This is a genomic window from Bacillus sp. JJ1521, from assembly GCF_036965165.1.
Classification (GTDB): domain Bacteria; phylum Bacillota; class Bacilli; order Bacillales; family Bacillaceae_L; genus Ferdinandcohnia.
The window spans coordinates 1-13,030 of the sequence record NZ_JBALOX010000105.1 but is presented as its reverse complement, the minus strand read 5'-3'; the positions used below and the strand labels follow the sequence as shown (position 1 = coordinate 13,030).

13 protein-coding genes, 1 pseudogene and 2 riboswitches are annotated in these 13,030 nt (G+C 38.8%); of the genes and pseudogenes, 4 read left to right on the top strand and 10 right to left on the bottom strand.

Annotated elements, in window-relative coordinates; translation table 11 throughout:
* Positions 1–238 (bottom strand): annotated as a pseudogene (locus V7147_RS15245) (bifunctional metallophosphatase/5'-nucleotidase); the annotation flags it as partial.
* A gap of 191 nt (positions 239–429) precedes the next feature.
* Positions 430–1,377 carry an aldo/keto reductase family protein gene (locus V7147_RS15240; protein ID WP_335368694.1) on the bottom strand — a complete coding sequence of 316 codons (948 nt, stop codon included), beginning with the start codon at positions 1,375–1,377 and terminating at the stop codon, positions 430–432.
* Positions 1,378–1,653: 276 nt separating this feature from the next.
* Here V7147_RS15240 and V7147_RS15235 point away from each other — a divergent pair, with 276 nt between their 5' ends.
* Positions 1,654–2,886, top strand: coding sequence for an MFS transporter (locus V7147_RS15235; RefSeq protein ID WP_335368693.1), 1,233 nt, complete (start codon positions 1,654–1,656; stop codon positions 2,884–2,886).
* A 102-nt stretch (positions 2,887–2,988) separates the two neighbouring features.
* On the opposite strand, the gene V7147_RS15230 is transcribed toward V7147_RS15235, so the two are convergent.
* From V7147_RS15230 to V7147_RS15200, 7 genes are all read right to left on the bottom strand, one after another.
* Positions 2,989–3,243, bottom strand: coding sequence for an aspartyl-phosphate phosphatase Spo0E family protein (locus V7147_RS15230; protein WP_335368692.1), 255 nt, complete (start codon positions 3,241–3,243; stop codon positions 2,989–2,991).
* Between the two features lie 301 nt (positions 3,244–3,544).
* On the bottom strand, positions 3,545–4,174 hold the full coding sequence (cbpA, locus tag V7147_RS15225) for a cyclic di-AMP binding protein CbpA (RefSeq protein ID WP_335368691.1): 630 nt from the start codon (positions 4,172–4,174) through the stop codon (positions 3,545–3,547).
* Positions 4,175–4,354: 180 nt separating this feature from the next.
* Positions 4,355–4,897, bottom strand: coding sequence for a 1,2-dihydroxy-3-keto-5-methylthiopentene dioxygenase (locus V7147_RS15220; RefSeq protein ID WP_335368690.1), 543 nt, complete (start codon positions 4,895–4,897; stop codon positions 4,355–4,357).
* Between the two features lie 24 nt (positions 4,898–4,921).
* Positions 4,922–5,548: a methylthioribulose 1-phosphate dehydratase gene (locus tag V7147_RS15215; RefSeq protein ID WP_335368689.1), complete on the bottom strand. Its 627-nt coding sequence runs from the start codon at positions 5,546–5,548 to the stop codon at positions 4,922–4,924.
* Positions 5,541–6,203, bottom strand: a complete 663-nt coding sequence (locus V7147_RS15210) for a 2-hydroxy-3-keto-5-methylthiopentenyl-1-phosphate phosphatase (RefSeq protein ID WP_335368688.1) — start codon at positions 6,201–6,203, stop codon at positions 5,541–5,543. Before V7147_RS15210 ends, V7147_RS15215 begins: the two co-directional genes overlap by 8 nt.
* A gap of 2 nt (positions 6,204–6,205) precedes the next feature.
* Positions 6,206–7,444 (bottom strand): 2,3-diketo-5-methylthiopentyl-1-phosphate enolase, encoded by a 1,239-nt coding sequence (gene mtnW / locus V7147_RS15205; protein WP_335368687.1) that lies wholly within the window; start codon positions 7,442–7,444, stop codon positions 6,206–6,208.
* A gap of 66 nt (positions 7,445–7,510) precedes the next feature.
* Positions 7,511–7,616, bottom strand: a riboswitch (SAM riboswitch).
* 115 nt (positions 7,617–7,731) lie between these two features.
* A complete protein-coding gene (locus V7147_RS15200) occupies positions 7,732–8,862 on the bottom strand; it encodes a pyridoxal phosphate-dependent aminotransferase (protein ID WP_335368686.1) in 1,131 nt (376 codons plus the stop codon).
* 87 nt (positions 8,863–8,949) lie between these two features.
* Between V7147_RS15200 and V7147_RS15195 the strand changes: the two genes are divergently transcribed.
* From V7147_RS15195 to mtnA, 3 genes are all read left to right on the top strand, one after another.
* On the top strand, positions 8,950–9,738 hold the full coding sequence (locus V7147_RS15195) for a carbon-nitrogen family hydrolase (protein WP_335368685.1): 789 nt from the start codon (positions 8,950–8,952) through the stop codon (positions 9,736–9,738).
* Positions 9,739–9,828: 90 nt separating this feature from the next.
* Positions 9,829–9,985, top strand: a riboswitch (SAM riboswitch).
* A gap of 104 nt (positions 9,986–10,089) precedes the next feature.
* Positions 10,090–11,283 (top strand): S-methyl-5-thioribose kinase, encoded by a 1,194-nt coding sequence (mtnK, locus tag V7147_RS15190; RefSeq protein ID WP_335368684.1) that lies wholly within the window; start codon positions 10,090–10,092, stop codon positions 11,281–11,283.
* A 4-nt stretch (positions 11,284–11,287) separates the two neighbouring features.
* Positions 11,288–12,337: an S-methyl-5-thioribose-1-phosphate isomerase gene (gene mtnA / locus V7147_RS15185; RefSeq protein ID WP_335368683.1), complete on the top strand. Its 1,050-nt coding sequence runs from the start codon at positions 11,288–11,290 to the stop codon at positions 12,335–12,337.
* A 167-nt stretch (positions 12,338–12,504) separates the two neighbouring features.
* Here mtnA and V7147_RS15180 read toward each other — a convergent pair whose 3' ends face one another.
* Positions 12,505–12,999, bottom strand: a complete 495-nt coding sequence (locus tag V7147_RS15180; RefSeq protein WP_335368682.1) for a methylated-DNA--[protein]-cysteine S-methyltransferase — start codon at positions 12,997–12,999, stop codon at positions 12,505–12,507.
* Between the last annotated feature and the right edge of the window lie 31 nt (positions 13,000–13,030).

Here is a 13,030-nt window from a genome sequence, read left to right as displayed (position 1 = left end):
AATTGAATTCATGATTCCCGATTACTGCGGCATTATAGTTTAAATCATTTAATAATGTAATCATCGGATTTTTCTTGTGATGACTTGAACGTACATAATGATAGGTTAAAGGAGTTCCTTGGATTAAGTCTCCATTATCAATAACGATTGTGTTCCGATTACGGCTTCTCTCTTCTTTAATGACAGTCGCAATTTTTGCAAGTCCAAGACAAGCAGCCTCATTGCTCCCATAATTAATCGGAAAAATATTGCCATGAACATCACTAGTTTCAAGTATTGTAATTGTAATAGATTTCATCTTAGTTACCTCTTTTTCTTGGTTCCAATTTTAGTATACACAAAATTACCAATTTGAAGTAAAAAAATAGTAATCTTTTACAATAAAATAGCCAAACCCACATATACTTGGGTTTGGCTATTTTCAATGGTCTATACTGTCAAGATCGCTTCGACTCTCTTTATCTCATCAAATCCAAGGACAAGCTCCGATCCTCTCGCATTTGCCTCAATTTGTTCCGGATTCGTTGCACCAACAAGCGTGCTAGCAATATTATGCTGTCTTAAAATCCAGGATAGGGCTAATTCAGGCAAGGTAACCCCTAATTCATTAGAAAACTCCTCAAGACGGTCTAGCTTGGTTGATACAATCCCATCAATAATGTTTTTGACCCATGAATTCACCTGGGAATTTGCCCCCCTGCTTCCAGTTGGAATCGTACCGCCTCTATATTTTCCAGTTAATACACCTTGAGCAAGCGGTGAATATACCACCTGTGAAATACCATTCTTTTCAGAAACTGGGATAATTTCATCCTCGATATCACGATGGAGCATATTGTATTGAGGCTGGTTGACAATGATTCGATCTAATAAATATTTATCTGCAATCGCAATCGCTTCTTGAATTTGAGCGGCAGTCCACTCACTTACACCTACATATAGAATTTTTCCTTGTCGAATTAAATCGTCGATTGTGCGTAATGTCTCATCCAATGGAGTATCCTCGTCATAGCGATGACAGTAAAATACATCGACATACTCCAAATCCATGCGTTTTAAACTAGCATGCACTTGCTCAATGACATGTTTCCTCGACAAGCCCCGGTCATTAGGTCCATCCCCCATTGCTCCATATGCCTTTGTCGTAATACAATACGATTCCCGCGGGTATTCTTTTAACGCACTTGCTAAAATTCGCTCCGCTTCCCCACGCTCATACACATTTGCCGAATCAAAAAAATTTATACCAAGTTCATATGCTTTATGAACGGTTTTCGCTGCCATTTTCTCATCTACTGTTTTACCAAAAGTTAACCAACTTCCTAAGCTGATCTCACTAACCTTAAGACCCGAACGGCCTAACCTTCTGTATTTCATGTCCTGCCTCCTCCTTACTTCTCAATACTGTCTTACCATTAAATTTATCAGAAATTTCAAACAAGGTAAAGCAATACTCGAGAATTAAAAGCATGTTGTTTTTTGTCTCCATTTCCCTATATTAATTTTGAATTTTCACTTTACAAATATCGAAAAAAGGTTTTTCATNNCCTTTGAAAATCTGTGGCATCCGCCGGAGGCTTTAACTTTATTCAGCCTCGGTTGGATAAAGTTAAATTGACCTCAAGGGTAAGTAACAAAGGAGAATGAAATAAAATGCTAGCAGTAAAAACACAGGCTGCTCGTCCAGAAGCAGATGCAAATAAGACGCTTTATGGAATTTTAGTTATCATTGGATTTTGCCACATGCTTAATGACTCCATCCAAGCCATTATCCCAGCCATGTTTCCAATTTTAGAACGTTCCATGGGGTTATCATTTACGCAACTTGGATTAATTTCCTTCTCATTGCAGATGGTGTCATCAGTTGCTCAACCTGTTGTTGGATGGTATACAGATAAAAAACCAATGCCATATGCTTTGCCAATCGGTTTGACCTCCACCTTTTTTGGGGTAATTGGATTAGCATTTGCACCAAATTTTACAACCATTATTCTGTCTGTCCTATTTATTGGGGTAGGTTCTGCGGTTTTTCATCCCGAAGGCTCCCGCGTTGCCTATATGGCAGCTGGTGATCGCCGTGGATTGGCACAATCCATTTATCAGGTTGGCGGAAACTCAGGTCAGGCACTTGCGCCAGTTATTACCGCATTAATTCTTGTTCCACTTGGGCAATTTGGGGCAATTTGGTTTTCGTTAGTTGCAGCACTTGCGGTTGGCTTGCTTGTGTATATCGCAGGCTGGTATGCTCGTACCCTTAAAACAGTTAAGATTCAAAAAAAGGTGAAGAAAGCTATTTCCGCTGCACCACGAAACATGAAAGCTATTAAACTAGCATTAATTATAATTGTCCTATTCATTTTTGCGCGCACATGGTATATGTCAAGCATCACAAACTTTTACTCTTTTTATGTCATTGAAAAATATGGATATACTATTTCACAATCACAGATTTATATTTTCCTATTTTTAGCATCTGGTGCTCTAGGAACCTTTTTTGGAGGACCACTTGCTGATAAATTTGGAAGACGAAACGTTATTCTCGCTTCACTATTGGGAACAGCACCTTTAGCCCTCATCTTGCCGTTTGTTGGACCACGTATGGCGATCGTGCTAGTGACAGTAATTGGATTTATCCTATTATCAAGCTTCTCTGTTACTGTTGTGTACGCACAAGAACTGATGCCGGGTAAAATCGGGATGATGTCAGGGTTAACCGTAGGTCTTGCCTTTGGTATGGGGGGAATCGGTGGTGTTGCGATTGGTTCGATCATTGATGCAATCGGATTGACACCTACTATTATTATGATGGGCTTCCTTCCATTGCTCGGTTGTATAGCCTTCCTATTGCCATCTGATCAGAAGGTGAATGAATGGAATAATGCATGATGTGATTAGGGAGGGCGCTTTGCGTCCTTTTTTTGTTTAGTTCCTCTTAATTAACATAAAAAAATAAACAATCCACCTAGATGAATTGTTTGAGTTGACCATTTATGATTTGTAGCTGACCTTTTGAAGTGCGAAAAATAACATGACTCTCTTTAAAAACTGACGAAAAAGTGAATGGTTTCGTTCTGCTGCTTCTGCTCGTTGATAGATATTTATAAGTTCATCAAGTTCTTGACTACATTCAATTGTTTCATTACTTGTAAACCCCGTACTATTAGCGATTGTGATCATTTCTTCTCTTTTTCTATTAATTTCGTCTAATAGCATCTGTTTGTAATCAACACGACTGGTTTCCAAAACTTCCACTCCTTTATTCTCACGTTAGAAGATTCTAACGCCGCATACAACTAACGTATGCTAACCAATACTACCTTTGGTGCATTTTGAGTTGCTACTCTATGAATTATTACAAAATCTACTATTTATGTAAATAGATTCGCAAAATTAGACATTTTTTTCTTAAAAAATTTTACTAAATTGTGTACGTAAACGCTTCCATTAAGTAAACCAATCCTTTTCGACAACATGAATAATACATAAATCGACAAAAGTTTTACTAAAAAAACCTATAGGTAGTATTCCTATAGGTCTAATACAATTATTTAATTCGGTCAATATGGGTAACGCGGAATTCCTTCGCTTCTAGTTTCTGTTTGATATTCTTTATTTTTTCCTCGCCAAGTGAACTTGGTAGATTTAAAATAATTCGGCGGAGGTATTTTTCACCATTATCAAGTGTAAGCATGCCGTCAATATTAATATCACGAATGAGGGATACAAGTTCCTTGATTGCCCCTTTATGCTCAATAGTGGCAATTGTTAACGTATATCCACCTGTTTTCATACCAAAAGAATCCTCAAGTACATCCATTACATTAGCATGTGTGATGATCCCTTGAAACTCTTTATCAGCATCTAACACCGCAATAAACGGCAAGCGTCGAATCGTTAAAAATGTCTTAAAAAATGAATCCTCCTCGTAAACGAATGCATCCTTGCTTTCAACAAGTGTTGATATTTTCGCATTTGCTTCTCCATCTTTTTCATATAAATACTCTAAAATATCAACCTTATAAATTAACCCTTCAAATCCTGTGCCATCTTTTGATAATACTGGCACTGAGCGAAAGCCTGTTTCATTTAAAAATTGAAGGGCCTGTTGAACGGTAAATTTATCATCACAATATTTTACATCCGATTTTTGAACAAAATTATAGCGAATTTTCATTTTCCCCACTCCTCAATCATATAGAATAATTCTTTATCACCTTTATTATATGCGACGAAAAGTATGTATTCCAATGAACAAAAATGTAACATATTTACCGTTACATGTAAAGAATATTCTCAATATTTTGATATAAAAAGGACTTTATGGAAAATCTCCACAAAGTCCCTTCATCCCAATTTAGTTTTGAGCAAATTCTGGATCTTTGAATGGATGTGCCACCCAACCAGCTGGGTCAATAAATAAACGTACGGCAACCACTTCACGGTCATCCATAAGCGTGAAGAAGTGTGGAGTTTCAACAGGTACAGAAATAACATCACCTGCTTCAAGCTCTACATCAAAGTAGCCATTGTCGCCACTTCCTTTAATAATAAAAATACCATGTCCAGCTACGATTGCACGTACTTCATCTTCTGTGTGAACATGTACTTGTTCAAATTTCTTTAAAAGTTCATCCAGATTTGGAGTTGCATCGGATAATGCAATAACATCCCATTTTTGATAACCATTACGTGCCCCAAGAGATTTGATTTCTTCTTCATAAATAGATAGGATTTGCTCTTTTTGTTCATCATTGATTTTGCAGTTTCCTCTTAATTCTGCAGGTAGTTTGCTAGTGTCCCAGTGCTCATAAAGGACACCTTGTTCTTGTAGGAATTCTGCTACCTTTTCTTGACCTTCTAATCTTTCACCTGTATTACGGAATTTAATATTTGCCATTTTCTCCACCTCGTATTTTTTATGTTAAGCCCTTATTAGCAAAGGATTTAATGCTAATAATTTCAAATGATAGCTAAAAAGGAATTCATATGCCTCTAGATGTTTTTTGGCATCAAAAGCATTTTTAGCCCAGACTGTGATGCCGTGATTTCGAATAAGGACTGCACCAAAGTCACCGTTCACATGCTTACTAAAGTTTCGAGCAAGTGTCGGGATATCAGCGTCATTTTTAATGATTGGAATTCGTATTTCCGCATCTTCTTCCCATAATCCGAGCGCTTTAATAATTTCCTGACCTTTGAAAACTACCTCGCCCTTATCGGCATATAATTCAGAAATGACATTGTTATCAACGGTATGAACATGGAAGCTGCAGCCTCCATTTGTTTTGTTATAGATTTCAACATGTAAAAGTGTTTCTGCTGAGGGCTTTAAATGGGTTGGAGTAACAGGTAATCCCGCCCCATCTACTAATAAAAAGTCCTCATCGGTTCTTTTTTTCTTATCCTTGCCACTGGCAGTTACAAGGAAGGTGGTCGGATTATCGGATACCTTGATTGCTAGATTTCCACTTGTCCCCATGAACCAATCGCGACTTGCGAGTTCATCCTTTATATCCGCAAGCTCTGTCCATTGCTTGACCTTAAGCATTAGCCAAAACCTCCTTTTTCAATATCTTAATGACATCAAAGAAGGAATGAAAGGATGAATGTTCAATTCCCAATTCTTCGCATTTTTCAATTAAGAAATCCCTTGCAATTACCTTATCCGCAAGCTTTGCTGCCTGAAGGTCGGTAATCGAGTCGCCAATCACGATTTTATAAACATCTTGATTTGAAAGCTTACGTATCAAGGTTGGCTTACAGCAGCCACACTCATTTGTGCACTCAGCATCACACGTATATGGCCATAAAATATCAATTCTTTCATTCGAAAAATCCGATTTATTGCAGTAAATTTGCTCTTTTGCAATGAGACCTTCAAGCAATGGCTCAACAAAAAAATCAATTCCTCCACTTACGACGTAAAGCGGAATTCCTTGTTCCTTCGTAAAAGCTACAAACTCTTTGAATCCATCTCGAATTTCAGCGTGGTTAAGGATGTAATCGGTAATCTCTCCCCTCCAACCTGAAGGTAAAAGAGAAAACATTTTACTTACACCCTTTTGGATCGGAATTTCCTGTGAGAGCACTTGATCCTTGATCTTCTCCCATTCTGGTGGGGCAAATTTTTTCATAATGGCTATAATGTTGTCTGTATTTGTGATTGTTCCATCAAAATCACAGAAGATAAATGGTTTGTTCATCGCTATACCTCTTTGTATCCCCATAATTCAATTGCTGTTTTAAGCTCTGGGCTATTTTGTGCAAATTCGACAAGTGTCTTCCCTTTAAGGACTGCTTCGACCGCCGCATTAAAGGCTTTTCCTCCACCAATGGCACCGTCCGGATGTCCGTGAACGCCACCACCTGCATTAATTACACTATCTTTTCCAAAATCATTAATGAGCAGTGGCACTAAGCCTGGATGAATCCCAGCGGATGGAACCGGAAACGAAGCTTTAAATGATTCATCTGGTTTTGTTAATTCAGCTGCTATCGCCAGGGTTTGCTCTCTTTCAAGTGCAACACTACCATATGGTGATGGGAACAAGACAAGGTCTGCTCCTGCATATCTCAGTAGTTTTCCAAGCAGCAATTGGTTTGAAAACCCGTAAAATTCGGACGGTGTCAGCGTTCCACTTACAGCTGGATGAGCCATAATCGGGACTGAAATTTCCGGATCTTCTGCTAAGCTTTGAAGAACATCAAGCCCATATGCAAATACGTTAAACAATAATAAGTCAGCTCCAAGCTCTACTGCCTTCCTTGCTTTTTCCTTTAATTCAAATGTTCGACCGGTTAAATTCACAGCATAAAGGGCGCGATGTCCGGTTTCAGTATAAACGTCCTCAAGCACTTTTTTGCCTTCTATAATTCGAGTTTCATAAGGTGTTAAAGGATTTTCAAAAAGGATTTCATCATCCTTGATGATATTGACACCACCAAGTGCCTGTTCACGAAGCTGCTCTTTTAGATACTCAATATCTCTTCCGATTACTCCTTTAAAAATGCTCATCACTAGCGGTCTATCAAACACTCCTAGTTTTTCACGGATTCCACTCATCCCAAATTTTGGTCCTGGAAATGAAGCTTTCAATTCATTTGAAAACTCTAAATCTAGTAATTTTACCTCTCCATCAAGGGAAAGCTTCCCGAAGGTAGTCGTTAAAATGGCTGGTAGATCAGCACTAAAATTTGCGCTTGGGTAAGAAATTTTGATAATTCCTTTTTTTACTTGCTTCCCTAGATATTGACTTGCTCGTTGGTTCTCATCAACTTGCTCAACACTTACTACTCTTCCCTTATGATTTTTTAGTTGTTCCTGCTCAAGTTTTGGTAAATTCGTCCAAGAGCCGATCGTTAAGCCAAGGGCGATACCTTCAGCCTTTTTCTCGAAGTTGTCACTCGTGTCATGTACCAAATATGTAGCAATCACTTCACTCATGTTTAAACCCTCATTTCTAAAAATAAAAAACCCCTTCATTTAAGAAGAGGTTAGCAAACTAACATCTTCTTATCTCTCAGCTTAACGCTGCAAGAATTAGCACCGTGCTTACGAATGTAAGTCGGTTGCCGGGCTTCACTGGGCTAGTCCCTCCGCCTGCTCTTAATAAGAAAATAGATTTTATTTGATGTTGAGCCTCATTTTAAAACTCGCTCAACCATTATTTATATATGAAGCTGAATTTAATTAGGATTATGACAGGATTTTTTTTTCTTGTCAAACGTTTTTTAACTTTTGAACAAGTTTAACTTTTTAATCCGGTTTGCGGCTTCAATCAATCTTTCTTCGTCGGTTAAAAGACCAACTCGGACATAGCGGTCACCATATTCGCCGAAGCCGATTCCTGGTGCAACTGCAACATGAGCTTTTTCTAGTAAAAGATCTGCGAAGCTCACAGATGTATATCCTTCAGGTACTGGTAGCCAAGCAAAAAAGGAGCCTGCAGGCGCTTTTACGTCCCAACCAATGTCTTTAAGTGCACTGATGAATGCGTTACGTCTTGATTCGTACTTGTCCACTAGTCCTTTCACACATTCCTGCGACTCCGTTAGCGCTGCCGCTGCTGCCGCTTGAATAGGACTGAACAAACTAACATACATATGGTCTTGAATTAGATTTAGGGCTTCAATTACGCTCGGGTTTCCAACCGCAAAACCAACTCTCCAGCCCGCCATGTTATATGTCTTTGATTGTGTGTAGATCTCAATCCCGATATCCTTAGCACCATCCATTTCTAAGAAACTAATTGGTTTTTTCCCTTCAAATCCAATCGCACCATATGCAAAATCATGGACGACACAAATCTCATGCTCTTTTGCAAAAGTGATTGTTTCTTCAAAAAATTCTTTTGTCGCCACCGCTCCGGTTGGATTATTGGGATAATTCAAAAACATAACTTTTGCTTTTTCAAGCTTCTCCGAATCAATTTCTGAGTAATCAGGTAAAAAAGCATTTTGCTCTTTTAAGGGCATATATGCCATTTCTGCGCGAGCAAGTTCAACACCTGACCAATAATCCGGGTAACCAGGATCTGGTACCAATGCTATATCCCCTGGATTTAAGAGGCATTGTGGAATTTCAACTAATCCAGCCTTCCCGCCAAATAGAATTGCGACCTCCGTTTCCGGATCCAGTTCAACACCGTATTCACGTTGATAAAATTCTGCTGCTGCTTTCTTCATGAAAGAATGTCCGCGAAACGGAGAATATTTATGAAATTTCGGCTGATCTGGATTTCCCTGCCCTAAATTTATGACATCGTTTCCCTCGGCAACGACTTTGTTCACCTTTGCAACAAGTGAAGCGAAGAACTGTTTCGGTAAATTTTGTAGGATTTCAGATTGTTCGAAATTTTTCATGTGTACACCTTCTTCAAAATACTTGAAATACTAGTCTATAATCATATATTGTTACTTGTAAAGTATCATTTCACAGGAGGACTCCAAATGAATCTAAAAATTGCATGTATTCAGTATGATATTCAATTCGGAAAACCGCAAGAAAATTTTAACCTAATTTCTAAAGAGATTGATAAAACAATGGCTCAAGATGAACCCGATATCATTATCCTACCAGAGCTTTGGTCAACTGGATATGACTTAACAAGATTAGATGAAATTGCCGATGATAACGGGGATGAAACGAAAGCATTTATAAAAAACGTAGCAAAACAATATTCAGTTAATATAGTAGCCGGCTCTATTGCCAAAAAGACCGAACAAGGTGTGACAAACACGATGTTTATCTTTAATCGTGAAGGAGAAATGGTCAGTGAATACAGTAAGCTTCATCTATTCCAGCTCATGGATGAGCATTTGTATTTACAAGCTGGGGAAACCAAAGGGGATTTCACCATTGAAAATGTACCAGCTGCAGGAGTCATTTGCTACGATATTCGCTTCCCAGAATGGATTCGCGCGCATACAACAAGTGGGGCAGAAATTTTATTCGTGGTTGCGGAATGGCCACTCCCTCGGCTTGAGCATTGGCGCACTTTACTCCTAAGTCGGGCGATTGAAAATCAATGCTATGTCGTTGCTTGTAACTGTGTTGGAAGTAATCTTGATAATGTGTTTGCAGGACATTCGATGATTATCGATCCATGGGGAACTATTATTGCTGAAGCAGGTACTGAAAGCACAACATTAACCGCTGAAATTGACCTCAGCAAGGTTCAAGAAGTTAGAAAACAAATTCCAATTTTCCAGGATCGTCGTCCGAATTATTATATATAATAAAGTTGAAAAATTGATTGACAATTATGTGTATTCGTTGTTATGATTCTCTTCAGTATTAACTTAAAATTTAAATATTGTTAACTTGATCTCTTATCAAGAGCAGGCAGAGGGACTTGGCCCGATGAAGCCCAGCAACCGACCGTAATTCCATCGTAAGGTGGGGCGCTATTTTTTAGCGCCGGGGAAACCCATAAGGCACGGTGCTAATTCCAGCAGGAAATTTCTATTTCCTGGCAGATAAGAGGTTTGATGCTGTGTCTTCAAGCCTCTTTCAAATGAGAAAGAGGCTTTTCTGTTTTTTCGAGAAGCCTCCAACGACAATAAAATTTATTACTGGAGGTATATAAAATGGCAATTTCATATCCATCAATTTATGAACCATTAACAGAAAGTATGGCGATCGCATTGACCACCCGGCTTCGCTTATTTGAAGATGGAACAGTGTTAACATGCAAGGAAATCGGGGATGGTAATCTAAATCTAGTATTCCAAATTACCACTGTAGATAACGAAAAAGGAATTATCATCAAGCAAGCATTACCATATGCAAAGGTCGTGGGTGAGAGTTGGCCATTATCGCTCAAACGCGCAACCATCGAAGCCAATGCATTATTAACTGCTGCCGACTATGTTCCATCACTTGTGCCAAAGGTTTATTATACGGATGAGCAACTAGCTATCACTGTGATGGAAGACCTTTCCCACTTACAAATTTCAAGAACTGGACTAATTGAGGGGAGAAACTTTCCTCTTTTATCAGAGCACATCGGAACATATTTAGCTAAAACTCTATTTTATTCATCAGACTTTGGACTAGAGCCAACAAAGAAAAAAGTGCTTGTGCAAAAATTTATTAACCCTGACCTTTGTAAAATTACTGAGGATCTTGTTTTCACAGATCCATTTTTTGATATTGATACAAATAGCTTTGAAGAGGAGCTACGAAATGATGTGGAGCAAATTTGGGCTGACCAACCACTTAAACTTGAGGCAGCAAAGTTAAAGCAGAAATTCTTGACTCAAGCAGATGCCCTACTGCATGGCGATTTACACACAGGAAGTATTTTCGCAAGTGATACTGAGACGAAAGTAATCGATCCTGAATTTGCTTATTTTGGTCCATTTGGCTTTGACCTTGGTCAATTCATTGCAAATCTATTATTAAATGCCATTTCACGAGATTCTGATAACCGTGGACCCCTCTATCAACATATTGAAAAAACATGGGATGTGTTTTCGGTAACATTTTCACAGGCTTGGAAAAATGACGCTGTGGAACATTACCGTGATACTGATGGCTATTTGGAATATGTTCTCGAGCAAGCGTTTGAAGATGCGATTGGTTTTGCAGGCTGTGAACTAATCCGCAGAACAATCGGGCTAGCTCATGTTGCCGATCTGGATGGAATTGAAAACTTTGAACAAAAGATTGCAGCAAAACAACATGCTCTTCGTTTAGGAAAAGAGTTAATTCGTGACCGCAAGTCCATTAAAGAACTTGAAATTCTACGAAACTATGTAGACAGAACAGCTAAGGAGTGACACCATGACTTATACAAAAACAGTTCCACAATCTGTTCAGTGGAATGAAACTTCTATTAAGCTATTAGACCAAACAAAGCTTCCGTTGGAAACTGTATTTATCGATCTTTTTACAATCGAGGATGTATGGGATAGTATTGTTTCTTTAAAAGTACGGGGGGCACCGGCAATTGGAATTACGGCTGCCTTTGGCTTGGCTTTATCGGCAAAGAGCTATAAGGAAACAACACTACTTAAATTTAAGGAAAAACTGCAAAAAGATAAAGAATACTTGGCGAGTTCACGTCCAACTGCTGTTAATTTAATTTGGGCATTAAATCGTTTGGTTACAAGTATGGAAGATTCAACGTCCGTGAATGAAGCAAAAACCACTCTCATCCATGAAGCTATTCGCATACAAGCTGAGGATGAAGCGGTTTGCCGCCTAATCGGTGAACATGCCCTTGAACTCTTTAAGGATGGGTTTAAAGTTTTAACTATTTGTAATGCTGGTTCCATCGCAACAGCACGCTACGGCACTGCACTTGCGCCTTTCCATCTTGCAGCACAACAGGGAAAAAATCTAAGTGTCTATGCTTCAGAGACACGGCCTGTTTTACAAGGTGCTCGTTTGACAACATGGGAGCTCCTGCAGTCAGGCGTAGATGTTACCCTTATTACTGACAATATGGCCGCCCATACGATTGTAGAAAAAGAAATCGATGCAATCATTGTTGGCGCTGACCGGATTACAGCAAATGGCGATACTGCTAATAAAATTGGCACCTTTAATTTAGCGATTCTAGCAAAAACATTCGGTATCCCGTTTTATGTCGCGGCACCTTTATCCACGTTTGACGTGTCACTAGCAAGCGGAAAAGAAATTCCGATTGAGGAACGAAATCCAGAGGAAGTTACCCATATAGGCGGGGTTCGCATCGCTCCAGAAGGAGTTCAAGTGTACAATCCAGCGTTCGATGTCACACCAAATGAGCTAATTACAGCCATTATTACGGAAAAAGGGATTTTGCAGGGTGACCTTGAGACAGAAATTAAGAGTTTGTTTGAAAAATAGGTAGTTATTGAGAAAATCCAGTGTGGGACACACTGGATTTTTTCTATTTTTCGCGGGTCTATCGATTTTATTTCGATTCTATCAGTTTTAATTTGCTTCTATCGATTTTATTTTGTTTCTATCGTTTTTAATTCGATCCTATCGATTTTAGCCAAAATCCAATAAGTCTACCCATTCAACACACCTTCTAATTCCAACAGTTTTTCTTTTAAGTCTGTTCTTGTGCCGGTGTATCCTGTTAATGATTTGTCCTTTCCAATTACACGGTGACATGGTACCACAATTGGGATCGGATTTTTTCGGTTGGCTTGTCCAACTGCACGAACGGCTTTCGGGTTATCAATCGCATTTGCGATATCTGCATAACAGCGTGTTTCACCGTATGGGATGTTTAAAAGTTCATTCCAAACCTTCTCTTGAAACACTGTCCCATTAAGCTTAATTGGGAAACTGAATGTTTTGCGGTCGCCTTTAAAATATTCTTCTAACTCACTTTTGATTTCAACAAGAACCGCATCATCCGGTGCAAAAGCTGCATCGTATTTTTTACTAGCCTTTCCCCAGTCGTCTTCAGATAATGAGATATCAAGTAATTCTGTTTCCTCGGTAAGGATATAGATTGTTCCGAAAATATCCGTTTGCATTTCACAATATTTATACATCGACCAACGCTCCCTTCATTATGATTTATTT